Source organism: Providencia sp. Marseille-Q8014 (assembly GCF_965112055.1).
Genome location: NZ_CBCOPT010000001.1, coordinates 3,007,498 through 3,026,672, shown reverse-complemented (window position 1 = coordinate 3,026,672; position 19,175 = coordinate 3,007,498). Strand labels below are relative to the sequence as shown.

Annotated in this window: 13 protein-coding genes and 2 pseudogenes; 8 read left to right on the top strand and 7 right to left on the bottom strand. The window is 41.8% G+C overall.

The annotated features are described in order from the left end of the window. Positions 1-102: 102 nt before the first annotated feature. Both ACWPW6_RS13345 and trxB read right to left on the bottom strand, forming a co-directional pair. On the bottom strand, positions 103-1,776 hold the full coding sequence (locus tag ACWPW6_RS13345; protein WP_249999142.1) for a DUF7057 domain-containing protein: 1,674 nt from the start codon (positions 1,774-1,776) through the stop codon (positions 103-105). 175 nt (positions 1,777-1,951) lie between these two features. Next, complete coding sequence (gene trxB, locus ACWPW6_RS13340; RefSeq protein WP_154623163.1) at positions 1,952-2,914, bottom strand: thioredoxin-disulfide reductase; 963 nt, start codon at positions 2,912-2,914, stop codon at positions 1,952-1,954. Positions 2,915-3,455: 541 nt separating this feature from the next. Here trxB and lrp point away from each other — a divergent pair. The 6 genes and pseudogenes from lrp to serS all read left to right on the top strand — a co-directional run bounded on the left by lrp (position 3,456) and on the right by serS (position 11,645). Next, positions 3,456-3,950, top strand: coding sequence for a leucine-responsive transcriptional regulator Lrp (gene lrp / locus ACWPW6_RS13335; protein WP_004918089.1), 495 nt, complete (start codon positions 3,456-3,458; stop codon positions 3,948-3,950). A 454-nt stretch (positions 3,951-4,404) separates the two neighbouring features. Continuing rightward, positions 4,405-4,917: pseudogene (locus tag ACWPW6_RS13330) on the top strand (DNA translocase FtsK 4TM domain-containing protein); the annotation flags it as partial. Positions 4,918-5,274: 357 nt separating this feature from the next. Beyond that, positions 5,275-8,154: pseudogene (locus ACWPW6_RS13325) on the top strand (DNA translocase FtsK); the annotation flags it as partial. A gap of 77 nt (positions 8,155-8,231) precedes the next feature. Beyond that, positions 8,232-8,852 (top strand): outer membrane lipoprotein chaperone LolA, encoded by a 621-nt coding sequence (gene lolA / locus ACWPW6_RS13320; RefSeq protein ID WP_154623160.1) that lies wholly within the window; start codon positions 8,232-8,234, stop codon positions 8,850-8,852. Positions 8,853-8,861: 9 nt separating this feature from the next. Beyond that, positions 8,862-10,205: a replication-associated recombination protein A gene (locus ACWPW6_RS13315; protein WP_196714107.1), complete on the top strand. Its 1,344-nt coding sequence runs from the start codon at positions 8,862-8,864 to the stop codon at positions 10,203-10,205. A 150-nt stretch (positions 10,206-10,355) separates the two neighbouring features. Continuing rightward, on the top strand, positions 10,356-11,645 hold the full coding sequence (gene serS, locus ACWPW6_RS13310) for a serine--tRNA ligase (RefSeq protein ID WP_154623158.1): 1,290 nt from the start codon (positions 10,356-10,358) through the stop codon (positions 11,643-11,645). 168 nt (positions 11,646-11,813) lie between these two features. Here serS and ACWPW6_RS13305 read toward each other — a convergent pair whose 3' ends face one another. Together ACWPW6_RS13305 and ACWPW6_RS13300 are read right to left on the bottom strand one after the other, a co-directional pair. After that, on the bottom strand, positions 11,814-12,641 hold the full coding sequence (locus ACWPW6_RS13305; RefSeq protein ID WP_154623157.1) for a BPSS1780 family membrane protein: 828 nt from the start codon (positions 12,639-12,641) through the stop codon (positions 11,814-11,816). Positions 12,642-13,010: 369 nt separating this feature from the next. Further along, the gene (locus ACWPW6_RS13300) at positions 13,011-13,484 is read right to left on the bottom strand and encodes an Lrp/AsnC family transcriptional regulator (RefSeq protein WP_154623614.1); all 474 of its coding nucleotides are present in this window, start codon (positions 13,482-13,484) and stop codon (positions 13,011-13,013) included. Between the two features lie 168 nt (positions 13,485-13,652). Between ACWPW6_RS13300 and ACWPW6_RS13295 the strand changes: the two genes are divergently transcribed. Together ACWPW6_RS13295 and ACWPW6_RS13290 are read left to right on the top strand one after the other, a co-directional pair. After that, the gene (locus ACWPW6_RS13295; RefSeq protein WP_249999139.1) at positions 13,653-14,105 is read left to right on the top strand and encodes a DUF2000 domain-containing protein; all 453 of its coding nucleotides are present in this window, start codon (positions 13,653-13,655) and stop codon (positions 14,103-14,105) included. A gap of 4 nt (positions 14,106-14,109) precedes the next feature. Next, the gene (locus ACWPW6_RS13290) at positions 14,110-14,736 is read left to right on the top strand and encodes a LysE family translocator (RefSeq protein ID WP_154623616.1); all 627 of its coding nucleotides are present in this window, start codon (positions 14,110-14,112) and stop codon (positions 14,734-14,736) included. 37 nt (positions 14,737-14,773) lie between these two features. Here ACWPW6_RS13290 and pflA read toward each other — a convergent pair whose 3' ends face one another. The 3 genes from pflA to focA all read right to left on the bottom strand — a co-directional run bounded on the left by pflA (position 14,774) and on the right by focA (position 19,028). Further along, the gene (gene pflA, locus ACWPW6_RS13285; protein WP_154623617.1) at positions 14,774-15,568 is read right to left on the bottom strand and encodes a pyruvate formate lyase 1-activating protein; all 795 of its coding nucleotides are present in this window, start codon (positions 15,566-15,568) and stop codon (positions 14,774-14,776) included. A gap of 249 nt (positions 15,569-15,817) precedes the next feature. Then, positions 15,818-18,100, bottom strand: coding sequence for a formate C-acetyltransferase (gene pflB, locus ACWPW6_RS13280; RefSeq protein ID WP_154623618.1), 2,283 nt, complete (start codon positions 18,098-18,100; stop codon positions 15,818-15,820). A 70-nt stretch (positions 18,101-18,170) separates the two neighbouring features. Continuing rightward, complete coding sequence (gene focA, locus ACWPW6_RS13275; RefSeq protein ID WP_154623620.1) at positions 18,171-19,028, bottom strand: formate transporter FocA; 858 nt, start codon at positions 19,026-19,028, stop codon at positions 18,171-18,173. Positions 19,029-19,175: the final 147 nt, after the last annotated feature.

Here is a 19,175-nt window from a genome sequence, read left to right as displayed (position 1 = left end):
AGGGGAGCCTAAGCAATTCCATCATATTTAATTGGGAATAAATATAATAGTAGGTAATAGCTTTACTTATCAGTATTGCTATTACCTCCAGTGTTAACTTGATTATTTTGGCACAATTTGACGCCATTCTTTAGGTGCTAAGCCAAATTGCCCATTTAACAGTTTATTCCAAGCCGTATTTAGCGATTCTGACGAATCATACTGGTGTGTTTGTGTATCCACAACGAGCCAATTTTCTTCTTTTTGCTGCCAAATAAGACAATCAAAATAATTGCTTTCTTTATATGCATAACACATCACAACGTCATCACGCCCATCTTGGTTAACATCGGCCATAAAACCAAGACAGTTATTAGGCTCAACACTTGCAGTACAGTACCATTCATATGATTTATCACTGATATTCCACCAACTATCAGGCAAATCTGCACTGTTTTTCGCTATTACTAACACATCTTTGAGTGATCTCCTGGATTCGTCATAAGGCATCACCATTTCAAGCTGTTTTTTATAGTCTGGATTCAATTTTAATTGTGCTAAGGCTTGTTTACCGTCGGGACCTAATTGACCTAAATCACGGGCAAGCATTGGGTTAACTTCAATTTTCCCCTTTTCAACACCGGCTAATAGGCTATTTAACGTTATCCGCTGGAAATCAATAATAGGGCTATTAATGAGCAAAATAGTGGCAATTAAGCCTAAGAGTGCCACTTTGTTAATGGTGACTAATGTTAGTACCCAACGTTGCCTTTTGAGGATCACCACAACGCTATACGCTAAAACAACAGCAGTGAAAAAGAGTGCGATTGTAGAGGCATATAAACGCTCAACACTCCAACTGTATTGATTGACACGAATAAAAATACCGTAGAGTGATAGGAAGGAGAAAACATTCAGCAAAAGAATGCTCAATAACATAAACGGGGTTAGCCATGAAGGGAGCTGATATTGATAACTACCATCGCCATAAGTTAGATTAATTAAAATAATATTGAGGAGTAAAAACCACAATAGCGTGATAGAACCAAAATCTGAATATTTCAGTTCCGTAAAAGATGAAAAGAGAAGGCCAATCACGAATACAATGGCAATAACATGTAAAACGATCAAGAAAAAGCGGGCGATATAACTTACGAAATGACTTAATTGAAGCTCAAAGTTGGAGCGTAAAAAAATCAGCCCTATGTTAAAGCCTAATGTAAAGCTTAACCATAAGGTAAATTCATGGCTCAATATATCGTGCAAAAAAAATAAGTTAACAGTTTGAAATAAGAAACTGGCCAGTAAAATGAGTGCGGTCAGTAATCCGCCAATCACTGAGGCCAGTATGCCTAATAGCGTATTTTTGATATAGAAACTAATCAAACAGGCATAATTGATCTGCCATGTACCAGAAAATTGACGCATTTGCATCCAAGGCAGTAAGACGAAAAACAGGATGGTTAATGTCAAAAATGCGAGAAAGAAGTGGGCATCGCTGCTTGATGCTGAGTGCCTAGCCTGCCATAAACTGATCCAAATCGTTAATAAAATGATGATCAAAATATTAAGATAGAAAACGCCTGCTTTAACTTGGGTAAATAAGTAACTGGTGGCAGAAGGAACAAAAATCGCGAGTAATAATGACAAATAAAAATATTGTTCACTTAAGCCAATCTCTTGCTGTACTGAATAATTCGTTGAGTAAAGAATAATCGTTGCTTGCACAATGGCAAGTAGGGCAACAAAAAGATAGGCGTAACGACTAACTGATTCTTTCAGTGTTTGCTGACCCATGAGGTTCCCTTTAGTAGAAGCGTATATTGGCGATGAGTTCATTATAGATTGGAGGCATCAAATACCTATTGAACTTGTTCTGAAAAAAACGGATGTTTCGATGAATTTGAATGAGAGATAGAAATAAAAAAGGCACCAGTTTAAGGTGCCTAATGGTGTTGATACTCGGCTAATATTATTTTTTATCCGCTAAACCATCTAAATAACGTTCTGCATCAAGTGCGGCCATACAGCCAGTACCCGCTGATGTAATTGCTTGGCGATAAATATGATCCATAACATCACCCGCCGCAAAGACGCCAGGAACAGAGGTTTGTGTTGCATTCCCGTGAGTACCGGACTGCACTTTAATGTAGCCATTTTCTAAATCTAGCTGGCCATCAAAAATACCCGTATTTGGGCTGTGGCCGATGGCAATAAATGCGCCCATTACGTCCAGTTCTTCAGTTTCATCGCTCTTTGTATTACGTAAGCGAACGCCTGTTACTCCCATATCATCGCCGAGAACTTCATCCAGTGTACGGTCAGTATGCAGGATAATATTACCGTTGTTCACTTTGTCCATTAAACGGTCAACTAGGATTTTTTCAGCGCGGAAGCTATCACGGCGGTGAATTAAGTGAACTTCTGAGGCTATATTGGACAGATAAAGTGCTTCTTCAACAGCAGTATTACCACCACCAACAACGGCAACTTTTTGGTTACGATAGAAGAAACCATCGCAGGTTGCACAAGCGGATACGCCACGGCCTTTAAAGGCTTCTTCAGAAGGCAGGCCGATATAGCGTGCAGATGCACCTGTCGCAATAATCAAAGCGTCACAAGTATATTCTTTTTCATCACCAAAGAGGTGGAAAGGGCGCTGCTTGAGGTCAACTTTATTAATGTGATCAGAAATAATTTCTGTTTGGAATTTGGTCGCGTGTTCATACATACGATCCATCAAACCTGGACCTGTTAGGCCTTCAGGGTCACCCGGCCAGTTTTCAACTTCGGTTGTTGTGGTTAACTGACCACCTTTTTCCACCCCAGTAATCAGTGCGGGACTTAAATTGGCACGAGCAGCGTAGACGGCAGCTGTGTATCCGGCAGGGCCAGAACCCAAAATGATTAACTTGCGATGTATGGCTGTGCTCATGAATACCTCATTTTTAATTAAAAATAGCAATAATGGGATTGTAGGAGAATTGGCTAGCTAAAAAAAGTGATTTAAATACTAAGTAAATTGTAACTGGGCTATTTTTGCGATAGATAATAGTGATTAAAGTAAAAATTTGCTATGGCAAGTATTGTAACATCGGGGAAGCGGATTTTTAGGAATATTCTTGAATCCGGCTAGCGAAACGTTTGAATAGAAAAAAAAGCGAAATCTTGTACTGATTTTTATTCATTTGCTTTGACAATCGGCTGTGCATTTGCGAAAACATCTATGTAAGAGTTAATTATCTAGTGAACCAATGTAAACGGTGCATTTTTGTTCTAGACGGAAAGTTAACTTTACAACACTTATAACTTAACAAACAGGTAATCATTGTGAACAGGGTTTCCGTTCACGTCGATCTCAGCATTGCGCATAAAATTTGCTCCTGAACACGAATACCTAATAAATAAAGTATGAGCGAGGATGGTGCTGTTTTATAGGTGTGGGAAATAACAATTAGAGAAAGAGAGATAAAGAGATGATTGACAATAAAAAGCGTCCTGGAAAAGACCTCGACCGTATTGATAGGAATATTCTAAACGAACTACAGAAAGACGGGCGTATTTCAAACGTAGAATTGTCTAAGCGTGTGGGGTTGTCACCAACGCCATGTTTGGAGCGTGTTCGTCGTTTGGAGAGACAAGGGTTTATTTCTGGCTATACAGCACTACTGAACCCTCACTATTTAGACGCATCACTACTGGTTTTCGTTGAAATCACCTTAAACCGTGGTGCACCAGATGTGTTTGAGCAATTTAATACCGCGGTGCAAAAACTCGAAGAGATCCAAGAATGTCATTTAGTTTCTGGTGACTTCGATTATTTGTTGAAAACGCGTGTGCCTGATATGTCCGCTTATCGTAAGCTACTCGGTGAGACTCTGCTGCGTCTACCAGGTGTTAACGATACGCGTACATATGTAGTTATGGAAGAAGTGAAGCAAAGTAACCGTCTGGTTATTAAAACGCGCTAACTATCTTCGATAGTCTCATTTCTGGGCAACATAACAGATTGTTGCCGCACTGCTGTTTCAACGCTGAGTTTACTCAGCGTTGTTCCGTTTTTGGTGTTGGATTTTCTCTCTTTTTAAGTAATTTTCCATCCACTTTCAGTCACGCCGTGCGTTGTTGATATGATTTTTTCTGAAAATACCCTAGATAACCGCAAGTTCTAGTTTCAATCTATTGATATTAAAGCTATAAATAATTAAGATTTTTAACATCAAATAGAAATTGAATCATCAACTGTAAGATGAAATACTGCATCTTGCAGTGCCTATAGTTGTTTAGTTTGCCATAGTGGCAACAAGTCACGCACAAGACGGTGATTGGTGTTAGAATGGCTTTCACAATGTGCTTATCATCATAGCGAATTCCGATGAATTCGTTTCGACATGGGTGACATCATCAGTCAGTAAAGAAACAGTAATGAGCCAAGAATATACAGAAGACAAACACATTCGATTTAAAAAACTCAGTAGCGGCAGACGACTACTCGAAGTCATTTTGCTGGCCATTTGTTTGAGTGCCATATTCTTAATGGTCGCATTGTTGAGTTTCAACCCTTCAGACCCGAGCTGGTCACAGACCACATGGAATGCACCAGTTAAAAACTTGGGGGGAAGTGTTGGCTCATGGAGTGCGGATATTCTCTTTTCTGCTTTTGGGATCCTTGCATTTGCCATCCCGCCGTTATTGTTGCTTGGTTGCTGGAGCATCTATCGCTATGAAAGCCAGCGTCGTTACATCGACTTTTTCTCACTCTCATTACGTTTGATTGGTGGGTTAGCACTGATCTTATCATCCTGTGGCCTCGCTGCACTTAATTTCGATGATTTGCCCAATTTCTCTTCTGGTGGCGTGATAGGTAGTGTGTTCAGTAACGCTATCATGCCATGGTTCAACGCATTAGGTGCCACACTTGCCTTGCTTTTTCTATGGGCAATCAGCTTTACGCTATTTACAGGCTGGTCTTGGTTGACGATAGCGGAAAAAATTGGTGCTGCGGTGCTAATCCCTCTTACACTGATGACTAACCGTGCACGTGGTGATGATACTGTAGACTATGACGTGGAAGAAGCAGAAGATGCTTTGCAACGGGCACAAGAAGCTGAACGTCAGGCCATCGAAAATTTCGATGCGGATAGCGACGATGTATTATTTTCTTCACCCACAATTAGTGAATTAGCCGCGGTTGACGTGGGTGAACCACAAGCGACAACACAACCCGTGGCAATGCAGACTGAACACACGGATACCCCGGTGGCCTCATCCCTAGCAGCAGAGGATGAAAATTTACCCTCATTTTCAGCCACCGAACAGCAAGAGGCATATCACTTTGAAGTGCCTGACGATTATCAACCAGTTGTGTACGATAGAGATTTTCAATTTAAAACGAATGAAAATCCGCAAGCGTCAAGCCACGCGGTACAGCAACCTGAAAATAGTCTCAATGATGTTTCGACTCACTCAATGAATCCAAGTCGTGAACAACCTGTTGATTGGCAATCCTTAAATCATGCACAACCTCAAACAGCATCGCCATCATTAAGTCAGCAACAAGCTGAACAACAAAAGCAAGCACCGATTGAACAGAACACACTTTCTTCATTTTCGGGGCTGTCGGGTGCACAAAATACACCTGAGCCAACAATGCCTATTTCACCGGTAAGCGATGCCGTATCTCAGGCAAATGGGCAATCGATGTCTGATAGGGTTGCCGACCCTGCGGCATTAGCAGCAGCAGGAATTTCTGTTGCGGCACTGGAGCGCCACGCACAGGTAAAACAAAACTTAGAGCCTGAATTACCTCGTCCAAATCCTGTGCGCCTGCCAACGCGTAGAGAGCTGTATGGTATTCGAATTCCTTCACAGCGTGATGCTGAGCTTCAGCGTCGCAAGGAAGAAGCATTACAACGCGAGCAAGTTTATCAGCAATGGTCTTCTTCTGAAGAGAATCAGCAGCAAGATGACGATAACGAACAAGAAAATAGGCTACGTGAGCAATTTTTGCAGCAGCAACGTGAACGTTATGGCGTTGATGAAGATAGTGGCCATGACGATGATGCATCAATCCCTCTCGATATCACGCCATCGGAACCGAGGAGCGAAAAAATTGAGCCAGTTGCTACGCGTTATACTCAACCGGACATCGAGCACCGTTGGCCTACCTCATCAACGCAAGTAGAGCCTCAGGCTCATCAATTGACAACGCCTGATAATGGCCTATCGACTCAACCGTCAGAGCATGATAGAGCCAATGATAGCGTTGAGCCGAATTTTGACCTAAGTGAACATATTTCAGTGCTGGATAGTTTCTCTCCAGTTAATGATCTGGTTAATGAAGAACCGGCGGATCCACTGTTTATGCCATCATTTAGCGCGACAACAACGGCGAGTAACTCAAATACACCTCCAGTCGACAATACAGTAAAAAATGTGTCGCCAATGCTGGACAGCGCTGCTTACCGGACTGATACTGTTGTGCCGCAACAGCCGCAACAGCCGCAACAGCCGCAACAGCCGCAACAGCCGCAACAGCCGCAACAGCCGCAACAGCCGCAACAGCCGCAACAGCCGCAACAGCCGCAACAGCCGCAACAGCCGCAACAGCTGCAACAGCTGCAACAGCCGCAACAAGATAGTCTATTTCACCCATTCTTGGTGCGTAATGATCAGCCGTTGCCTAAACCAACAACGCCAATGCCTTCTTTGGACTTGTTAACCACGCCTCCAGCTCAAGAAGAGCCTGTGGATATGTTTACATTAGAGCAGACGGCGAGATTGATTGAAGCGCGTTTAAATGATTATCGTGTTAAAGCTGATGTTGTTGGTTTTTCACCGGGGCCTGTTATTACCCGATTTGAACTGGATTTAGCGCCAGGGGTAAAAGCCGCACGTATTTCGACATTATCACGAGACCTTGCTCGCTCACTTTCAACAACGGCAGTCAGGGTGGTTGAAGTTATCCCTGGTAAACCTTACGTAGGCCTTGAGCTACCTAATGAGAAACGGCAAACCGTTTATCTAAGAGAAGTGTTAGATTGCGAACAATTTAGGCATAGTTCATCACCATTAACCATGGTGTTAGGGAAAGATATTGAAGGGGATCCTGTTATCGCAGATCTGGCAAAAATGCCTCATCTATTGGTCGCGGGAACAACGGGCTCAGGTAAATCTGTAGGGGTCAACGCCATGATCCTCAGTATCCTATATAAATCTAAGCCCGAAGATGTACGCTTTATCATGATCGACCCGAAAATGTTGGAATTGTCTATTTATGAAGGCATTCCTCATTTATTGACGGAAGTTGTTACCGACATGAAAGATGCTGCAAATGCATTACGTTGGTGTGTCAACGAAATGGAACGCCGTTATAAATTAATGTCGGCGCTCGGGGTGCGCAATTTAGCAGGCTACAATGATAAAATTAAAGCCGCTGAGGAGATGGGAAGACCCATTCCAGATCCTCATTGGAAACCGAGCGATAGCATGGAAATGGAACATCCCATGCTGAAAAAAGAGCCGTATATTGTCGTGATGGTTGATGAATTTGCCGACCTAATGATGACTGCCGGTAAAAAAGTTGAAGAGCTGATTGCTCGCCTTGCACAAAAAGCACGTGCGGCAGGTATTCATCTAGTCTTGGCGACACAACGCCCATCGGTGGATATTATTACTGGTTTGATTAAAGCCAATATTCCAACTCGAATTGCATTTACTGTTTCGAGTAAAATTGATTCACGAACCATTCTTGATCAGGGCGGTGCAGAGTCCTTGCTGGGAATGGGGGATATGTTGTATTTACCTCCTAACTCATCGATTCCTGTTCGCGTTCATGGTGCGTTTGTTCGTGACCAAGAAGTGCATGCGGTGGTGAATGACTGGAAAGCACGTGGGCGTCCTCAATATATCGATAGCATCACTAAATGCAGCGATGAAAATGAGGGAGGCGGCTACGATAGTGCGGAAGAGGAGCTCGATCCATTATTTGACCAAGCCGTTGAGTTTGTTGTCGATAAACAACGTGTTTCAATTTCTGGTGTTCAGCGTCAGTTCCGTATCGGTTATAACCGCGCAGCGCGAATTGTCGAACAGATGGAAACACAAGGTATTGTGAGTGAGCCGGGCCATAATGGTAACCGTGAGGTACTCTCTCCGCGGCAAGCTGATTACTAATTTATAGTGTGGGTTGTTGCAAGCGCAATGGCCAAAGAGTAGTGCTTATTACGGTATCAATAAAAGGTCTTTGTTCGATGAAAAAAATGATGTTATTGGGGGCATTAGCCCTAAGTTTACATATCGGCTCAGTGCTGGCAGATGCCAGCAAAGACCTTCAGGAACGTCTGAATAAGGTCAATAGCTTTCATGCTAGCTTCTCTCAAAAAGTCACTAGCCCTGAAGGTGATTTGGTTCAAGAAGGTGTTGGCGAGTTATGGTTACAGCGCCCGAATTTATTTAATTGGAATATGACATCGCCTGATGAGAGTGTCTTAGTCTCTGACGGTAAAAACTTATGGTTTTACAACCCATTTGTAGAACAAGTTACGGTGACAAATCTTGCAGATGCGACCCAAGATACGCCATTTTTATTAATTACCCGCAATAATCCGTCAGATTGGAAACAGTATTCGATTATTCAGCAGGGGAATACGTTTGATTTGAAGCCTAAGCTCACGAATGGCACTTTGAAACGCTTTTCTATTACCGTTTCACCTGAAGGTACCATTGAGAAGTTTTCTGCGATTGAACAAGATGGGCAAACAAGTGCCTACCAACTTAAAGAACAAAAGAATGGGCCTGTTGATAAGCGTCAATTCACCTTTACTGTACCAAAAGGTGTCACACTCGATGATCAACGCTCTGGTGGTCAATAAGAGGAAATAGTGGGTAACCTATCACTCGATTTTTCACAAAATGAATTTCAACCTCTAGCGGCGCGTATGCGCCCAGAGGTGCTTGAACAGTATATAGGACAACAACATTTGCTGGCGGAGGGAAAACCATTACCGCGGGCAATTAAGGCTGGCCATCTACATTCAATGATTTTGTGGGGACCTCCGGGAACAGGTAAAACGACGTTAGCTGAAATTATTGGCCACTATGCTCAAGCCGATATCGAACGGATTTCTGCGGTTACATCCGGTATTAAGGAGATTCGAGAATCGATCGAAAAAGCACGGCAAAACCGTGATGCAGGGCGTCGAACGATTCTATTTGTCGATGAGGTACATCGCTTTAATAAAAGCCAACAAGATGCTTTTTTGCCACATATTGAAGATGGCACGATCACTTTTATCGGCGCAACAACAGAAAATCCCTCATTTGAATTGAATTCAGCGCTTTTGTCTCGTGCACGTGTTTATCTACTCAAATCATTAGATGCCAGTGATATTGAAAAAGTGTTGTTGCAAGCCATGAGCGATACAAAACATGGTTTGGGTGGACAAAATATTATTTTGCCTGAGAGTACTCGTAAATTAATTGCTGAATTAGTGAATGGTGATGCAAGACGCTCCCTCAATTTGCTAGAAATGATGGCGGATATGGCGGAAAGTGATAGCCATGGTCAGCGTGTTTTAACTGCCGAATTGTTAAAAGAAGTCAGTGGAGAACGCGCCGCACGTTTCGATAATAAAGGCGACCGTTATTATGACTTGATTTCAGCCTTACATAAGTCAGTAAGAGGGTCGGCTCCTGATGCTGCTTTATATTGGTATGCGCGTATTATCACTGCGGGGGGCGATCCGTTATATGTGGCCCGTCGCTTGTTAGCAATAGCATCTGAGGATGTTGGTAATGCGGATCCTCGAGCAATGCAGGTCGCAATTTCGGCGTGGGATTGTTTTACCCGTGTAGGGCCTGCGGAAGGTGAGCGAGCAATCGCTCAGGCCATTGTTTATTTAGCATGTGCACCGAAAAGCAATGCGGTGTATACCGCTTATAAGGCGGCATTGGCAGATGCACAGAGGCAACCAGACTATGACGTTCCCGCTCATTTGCGCAATGCCCCAACAAAGCTATTGAAAGAGCTGGGAGCTGGAAAAGAATATCGCTACGCTCATGATGAGGAGAATGCGTATGCCGCTGGAGAGGTCTATTTTCCACCTGAAATGCAGCATACCCAATATTACCATCCCACAAATCGGGGTCTGGAAGCGAAAATAGCAGAAAAATTAAACTGGTTAGCGCAACAGGATCAAAATAGCCCAACAAAACGCTATCGCTAATGTGGGCAATGCGGTAAGGTTATAAAATAAGATTTTTTATAAAATTTTTTGAGTCGCATGGTCACCAGCGACTTGAAGGTGTACAGGGTATAATACTGGAACGTGTTATACTCTCTTTCAATATTTACTAACAATAATCACAGGATAAGCATGCTCGATCCCAATTTACTGCGTACGGAGCTAGACGCGGTTGCTGAAAAACTGGCTCGCAGGGGTTTTACCCTTGATGTGGAAAAGCTGCGTGAATTAGAAGAACGCCGCAAAGTTTTACAAGTTGAAACTGAATCCCTGCAAGCAGAGCGTAACTCGCGATCGAAATCCATTGGTGCCGCTAAGGCGCGCGGTGAAGATATTGAGCCTTTACGTCAGGAAGTGAATCAGTTAGGCGAAAAATTGGATGCCGCGAAGGTAGCACTAGATAAGCTACAACAAGAAATCCGTGATATTGCATTAAGCATCCCAAATATGCCTGATGATGCTGTACCTGATGGTAAAGATGATTCAGATAACGTTGAGGTGGCTCGTTGGGGAGAACCTCGCCAATATGATTTTGAGGTTAAAGACCATGTTAGCCTCGGTGAACTAGCGGGCGGATTAGATTTTCCAGCTGCGGTTAAACTCACAGGTGCACGTTTTGTGGTGATGAAAGGGCAAATAGCTCGTTTACATCGCGCACTGGCACAGTTTATGTTGGATCTACATACTGAGCAACATGGCTACCAAGAGTTGTATGTTCCTTACTTGGTTAACCATGATACGCTTTATGGTACAGGCCAATTACCTAAATTCGGTGAAGATCTATTCCATACTAAGCCGCTGGAAGAAGAAGCAGAAAGCACTTATGCGTTGATCCCGACGGCTGAGGTTCCTGTGACTAACTTAGTTCGTGATGAGATCCTTGAAGAAGATGCATTACCACTGAAAATGACAGCGCATACACCTTGCTTCCGTTCCGAGGCGGGTTCTTATGGCCGTGATACGCGTGGTCTTATCCGTATGCACCAATTCGATAAAGTAGAATTAGTGCAAGTGGTTCATCCAGAAAAATCGATGGAAGCGTTAGAAGAGCTAACCGGTCATGCTGAGAAAGTTCTACAACTGCTAAAACTGCCGTATCGCAAAGTGATCCTCTGCACGGGGGATATTGGTTTTGGTTCGCGTAAAACTTATGACTTAGAAGTTTGGCTGCCTGCTCAAAATACGTATCGTGAAATCTCTTCTTGCTCGAATATGTGGGATTTCCAAGCACGTCGTATGCAAGCTCGTTTCCGCAGTAAGGGTGATAAGAAAACTCAATTGGTGCATACACTGAATGGCTCAGGCTTGGCTGTGGGCCGTACATTAGTTGCTGTATTGGAAAACTACCAATTAGCAGATGGTCGTATTGAAGTGCCTGAAGTATTACGTCCATACATGAAAGGCCTCGAATATATCGGCTAATTGATTGAGTTAAATTAACTAGAAATAATAACGCCACTTTTTAGTGGCGTTATTATTTTGACGGTATTTGCCCGTTTGCATTCTATTAGAGGCTCAAATATAAAACCACCCGAGTGGGTGGTTTTGATTTGTAGCCTCTAATTTCAGTCAAAACGAAAGAGGATAAACTTAGTTAATTAATTTTTGTTTATCATCATTTTGTGCAAAGAATAGGTTACGGTAGGAAGTGTAATAACAAACACACATGATAGGCATCGTGATTAAAAGACCTAATCCGAATGGGATTGCGGAAACAAACAGAATGATGGTAATCACGATAAAGAATAGAATACCTGGAAGGATATTTTTACTGACCGCTTTTAGGCTTGCAGAGATCGCTGCACCTACTTTGAAATTATGGTTCATGATAAGAGCAGGAGCGAACCAAGTCATTGCGGCAGCGACGATACCAGTGATGGCCATAATGATGGCGATATAGAAGAATGAACCACCTAAAGCAAAGATAGCTTCTGGTGAAATTTGTCCACCTTGACCTGCTTCTAATAGAACAGCCATTAATGCCGTACCCCCGATCATGGTTGCAATAAAACCACCAACGAGTGTCACAGCAAAATTAATTGCGCCGACAGCAAATAGAGCACCAAATTTCGTTTGGAAACCAGCAAATAAGGTACCAATATCGACTTCACCTGTTGTACGCTGTTTTTCACAGATAGCAATGATACCACCAATAAGAATTGGGCTTACGAAAGTCACAAAGAAATTCACCAATGGGATCATTGAAAGAACTAAGATAAAAGCAAAGAAAATAATATTAATCAGTACCCACATACCTAACTTTTCTTTAACCATAGCCCATGCTTGGCTAATCCAATTAATTCCTTCGCCAGCATCAACAGCTCTTGGCTCAGCGAGAAATACAGAATTATCCATAGGGTTTTGTTTGTTTACAGAAGATGCAGGTGCATTTTGGGAATCGAAATTTTCGTTATTCATGATAGAAAAATAACCCGTAATGTGTAATGAAAGTGTAATGTTTTTAATGGAAATATGGTCAAAATTTAAATAACAAATAAAAATATACTTGAATTATTCAAGTACCGTGTGCCGTGCATGATTATGTAGTTAAATAAAATTTATTCAAAGCAGACTATTCTGGGAAGAAAAATTCAATGTAAAGAGTTGGGAATAGGGTTTTTATTAGATGGTTATACAAATATTTATCCTTTTTTATGCATTTTTTGAGTATTAGTGCTAAAAATATGACAAAAGGTCTAAACGGATATTTTAAACATGAGGAAGAATAAGCTAAATAAAAGTGAGCCGTTTTTACAACTCACAAAAATTTATCAGTAATAATATTCGTTAACTATTTACTGTTGTTACGGGATAAGAAACTAATGGCTTAATTTCTTTAAGTACGAACATACTTTGCATCTCCTTAATCCCCGGAAGTCGGCGGATCACTGACATCGCAAAATCGGCATAGGAATCTAAATCATGTGAGACAACTTGTAATAAGAAGTCCGCATCACCACCAATACTGTAGCATGAAACCACATTTTCTAATTCACTGACTTCTTGCTCAAACTTTTTGGCTTCTGTTTCGCTATGACTATCGATTGTTACTCTGACAAATACCATCACGCCTAAACCAATTTTTTTACGGTTGAGAATAGCACGATAGCCTTGAATAACATCATCCTCTTCCAATTTACGGACTCGTCGCCAGCATGGCGAGGCCGACATACCCACTTTGTCTGCTAATACCTGATTGGTGATGCGGGCATCATCTTGCAGTAACTGAAGAATTTTTATTTCTGTCTTATCTATGGCCATAATGGGAATTTCCTTGCTTAATTTGGCAAATCATCGGTCAATTATTTCTTTTTATTACTCTACTATAGATAAGATAGACAACAAATTTCTATTTATTGATGCCATAATTATCGCGTATTACACCTTGTAGTATGAAGTCACTTCCCATTATGAATTAAAGAGGCAAGTATGCAATTTGATGTATCTACTCATCGTTGTGCCATTATTATTAATCAAGACTTAGCGTTAGGCTTAGCTATGAATGCAGCAAGTATTATCGGTGTTGGCATTGGGAATAAAATTGAACAACTGATAGGGCAAGATTTGGCGAGTGCAGATAATATTCATTATCCCGGCGTCATTCTAGCATCATTACCAATATTAAAAGGTTCTGCTGATCGAATTAAACAAATACAAAAAGAGTGTTATGACATTGAAGATATTTATTTATTACCTTTTAGTCTAATTGCTCAGTCCTGTAAAAATTATGATGAGTATAAGCTCAGATTAATGAGTACTCTAGATCAAGATATTCAATTAGCGGCTATTGGTTTAGTGGGTAAAAAAAATAAGATAAATAAATTAACGGGAATTTATCATTATTTAAATAAGCGATTATCTCACCACTCTTCTATAGGTTAATAATATGATAAGCATCACACAGTTACTCTCTTATGGGAGTGCGTTGGCTATTGCTGCCATTATTCCGGGACCGGGAATGACGGCCGTCGTCGCACGTACCTTGAATGGAGGGGTTGTAATGGGTTTTGCACTACTGAGTGGATTAATATTGGGGGATATTCTTTATCTTTCGTTTGCGATATTTGGCTTGGTTTTGGTCGCAGATCATTTAGCTATTATTTTTAATGTTATTTATTGGGGAGCCGCCTTGTATTTATTATGGTTAGCATATTCATTATGGCGACAGGATATTCAACCATTAAAGACTTCAGATTCTATCTCAACAAAACAATTCGCGATAATCGGTGCTTCAGGGCTGATGATCACCTTAAGTAATCCAAAAACAATCGCTTTTTATATGGCGATATTACCTTTAGTGATTTCTTTGAATGAGATTACCATAACAATTTGGAGCACAATATTAATACCGATTACATTATCAATATTACTTTTAGTCGGAATGGTATTTATTTTGGGAGCTAAGAAAGCGAGCCAGTTCTTATCGAGTAGACGATCACAAAGGATAATATTTAGAGGAACGGCATTGATGATGGCTGCTGCTGCAATAGGTATGTTACTCAAGACACAATAAATAAGAGTGGCTCTACGCGAGGGTAGAGCCATTATTGTCAATACATTACCTTGTGGCCGTAGCTTTCTAGGATACTTTTCACGCGTTCCATGCTCTCTTTTGAAGGTGGTTTTACACCATCGAGTTTATATTCTTCCCCCATGGTTTCCCACTTGTGTTTACCCAGTTCGTGGTAAGGAAGTAATTCGATTTTCTCGATATTTTTCATATCCTTGGTGAATTCACCTAAGAGATGTACGGAATGGTCATCATCACTCCATCCTGGAACAACCACATAACGTACCCATGTTTTTTGGTTACGTTTGGCAAGATAACGCGCGAATTCAAGTGTACGATGATTAGAGACACCGACTAAAGTTTGGTGTATCTCATCATTAAGCTGTTTTAAATCCAGCATGACTAAATCAGTGGCATCCATAAGCTCATCGATAACGGGATCATAGCGACGAACAAAACCGTTAGTATCAAGGCAGGTATGGATATTTTGTGTTTTACATGCACGGAACCAGTCACGAACGAACTCTGCTTGTAAAATCGCTTCACCACCGGATGCCGTTACACCACCACCACTCGCATTCATAAAATGGCGATATGTCACAGCTTCTTTCATTAACTCTTCGACAGTGACCATTTTGCCAGTATGAGTGTCCCAAGTATCACGGTTGTGGCAGTATAAACAACGCATTAAACAACCTTGAAAGAAGACAATAAAGCGTATTCCAGGCCCATCAACGGTCCCACAAGACTCAAAGGAGTGGATACGCCCGAGAGTTGCAGGCGGTGAAGTGGTACTGATATCTGTGGTTGGAATCGTATTGGTTGTTGTCGACATAGCAGGAACTCCAAAAAAAGACCCGTCATACTTCAAGCGGCGGAGAGTAAGGCTATTGAGTGGCCGCTTACTTACAACTCGAATTATTTAAGGTATTCATCATTAATAATTTGAACTGTAGATTTATTGGTTATTTATTATGTGAAAACAACTTTCAGTGACCAATAGCTTAAAATATTCGGGTTTAGTTCTAAAAAAGCCCCATGGTTGGGGCTTTTTAGTTATTTTATTAATTTATGATGCTCATTATTACATTGAACTGGTGAAAGTACGAGTAATAACGTCTTGTTGTTGCTCTTTAGTCAGTGAATTAAAACGCACTGCATAACCAGAAACACGGATGGTTAACTGAGGATACTTCTCTGGGTTTTCCATCGCATCCAACAACATTTCACGGTTCATCACGTTAACGTTCAGGTGCTGACCGCCTTCGATAGACGCTTCATGGTGGAAGTAACCATCCATCAAACCGGCTAGGTTAGCCTTACGTACTTCATCATCTTTACCTAACGCATTTGGTACGATAGAGAAGGTATAAGAAATACCATCTTTCGCGTAAGCAAATGGCAGTTTAGCAACGGAAGTCAGTGAAGCAACCGCACCTTTTTGGTCACGACCGTGCATTGGGTTCGCACCTGGTCCGAATGGAGCGCCTGCACGACGACCATCTGGGGTGTTACCTGTTTTCTTACCATAAACCACGTTAGACGTGATGGTTAGGATTGACTGAGTTGGTACTGCATTACGATAAGTAGGCAGTTTCTGAATTTTCTTCATGAAACGTTCAACTAAGTCGCAAGCGATATCATCGACACGTGAGTCGTTGTTACCGAATTGTGGGTATTCACCTTCAATTTCAAAGTCAATAGCAATACCGTCTTCATCACGAATTGGTTTAACTTTGGCGTATTTGATAGCAGACAGTGAGTCAGCTGCAACAGAGAGACCCGCGATACCACAAGCCATTGTACGGTAGACATCACGATCATGCAGTGCCATCAATGCAGCTTCATAGCTGTATTTGTCATGCATATAGTGGATGATGTTCAGCGCAGTGACATATTGAGTTGCCAACCAGTCCATGAAGTGATCCATGCGATCCATCACAGTATCGAAGTCAAGGACTTCATCCATGATTGGTGCATGTTTAGGACCAACTTGCATTTTCAGTTTTTCGTCTACACCACCGTTGATAGTGTATAGCATGGTTTTCGCTAAGTTAGCGCGAGCACCGAAGAACTGCATTTGTTTACCAACGATCATTGGGCTTACGCAACATGCGATAGCATAGTCGTCATTGTTGAAGTCAGGGCGCATTAGGTCATCGTTCTCATACTGAACAGATGAAGTATCGATAGACACTTTTGCCGCGAATTTTTTGAAGCTAATCGGCAGTTGCTCTGACCACAGGATAGTCATGTTAGGCTCTGGAGATGGGCCCATGGTATACAGCGTGTTCAGGAAACGGAATGTGTTTTTAGTCACCAGCGTACGGCCGTCAAGACCCATACCTGCTAGTGATTCTGTTGCCCAGATTGGGTCACCAGAGAACAGTTCATCATACTCAGGCGTACGTAGGAAACGTACCATACGCAGTTTCATGACTAAGTGGTCGATTAGCTCTTGCGCTTCTTGTTCAGTCAGTTTACCTGCTTCAAGGTCACGCTGAATATAGACGTCTAAGAAGGTTGAAACACGACCAAATGACATTGCTGCGCCGTTTTGCGATTTCACAGCCGCTAAGTAAGCGAAATAAGTCCACTGAACGGCTTCTTTTGCGTTAGTTGCAGGACCAGAGATGTCATAGCCATATTTTGCAGCCATCTCTTTGATTTGACCCAATGCGCGGTGTTGCTCAGCAATTTCTTCACGCAGTTGGATGGTCATCTGCAAGTCTTCACCTTTTTCTAATCTTTCTTGCAGTGAACCAAACTGATTAAACTTATCTTTCATTAAGTAATCAATACCATACAGAGCTACACGACGGTAGTCACCGATGATACGACCACGACCATAAGCATCAGGTAAACCGGTTAAGATACCTGATTTACGGCATTTTAGGATGTCTGGTGTATAGACATCGAAAACACCTTGGTTATGAGTTTTACGGTATTCAGTGAAGATTTTTTTCAGGCTAGGATCTAAAGTACGATCATAGGCTTTACATGAACCTTCAACCATTTTGATCCCACCGAATGGAATGAGTCCACGTTTTAGAGGTGCATCAGTTTGTAGACCAACGATTTGTTCTAAATCTTTGGCGATATAACCCGCATCATGGGAAGTAATCGTTGATGCAACATCAGTGTCAAAATCAACGGGCGCATGCGTACGGTTCTCGATTTTGATTCCTTCCATGACTTTGTCCCACAGCGTATCAGTTGCTGGGGTAGAGCCTGCTAAGAAAGATTCGTCACCTTCATATGGAGTATAGTTTTTCTGGATGAAGTCACGTACATCGACGTTATCCTGCCAGTTACCTTGGTTAAAACCTTGCCATGCTAAAGCGAATTTTTCATTTAATTCTGACATGATACTTTTACCTTTTAACAATGGATCTTTTAAGGATCTTAATAAATCTTTTCGTGAGTGTCAGTGGCTATTAATGTTTTTGGCCACCACGTAAATGCATGAACCAATAAATTAGGCCGACTAAAAGTGCGCCGCCAATAATGTTACCGATAGTGACTGGTATAAGGTTGTCTGTAATAAAATGACTAACAGTTAACTGTGAAAAGTGTTCTGGTGAAACACCAATCTGTGTCCAGAATTCAATAGGGGCAAACTCTTTGATCATGATGCCTAGCGGGATCATAAACATGTTTGCGATGCTATGTTCAAAGCCGCTAGCGACGAACATGGCGACAGGGAGCACAAGAACCAATAATTTATCGGCTAGGCTACGACCTGAATAACTCATCCAAACAGCTAAACAAACCATTAAGTTAGCTAAAATACCTAAACAAACAGCCTCAATAAATGTATGGTGCAGTTTATGATCGGCAGTTTGTAAGACATTAAGTCCCCACTGACCATTTGCCGCAGTATATTGCCCAGCGAACCAAATCAACGCGACAAAGAACAGTGCGCCAATCAGGTTGCCAATATACACGTTGAACCAGTTTAGAAACATTTGTCCCCAAGTGATTCGCCCTGTTGCTTTGGAAACAATGGTCAATACAGTGGAAGTAAACAAATCTGCACCGCATATGACAACGAGCATTAATCCAAGAGAGAAGCAGACACCACCAATGAGTTTGGTAAAGCCGAAGGGAGCTGCTTGTGCGCCAGTGGTCGCAGTAATATAAAAAACAAATGCGATTGAGATAAAGATACCGGCAGTGAATGCTGACAAGTATGTAATTGCAGGATGTTTGTTGGCTTTGTAGACACCAGAGTCATCTGCAACTTGAGCCATTACAGCAGGAGGCAAAAGATTAAAAGGGTTGTCAGCTTTCATACTAACACTCTCTTACAAAGTTGATTAATTATAGCACGCAATCATAGTAACAAACGGCATAACAGAGAAATTTGATATGGATCATGAACTGTCGTAAGAAATCGACTTAAATTGTTGAAAAATAGTTAATTTTTGATTTATCTTCTT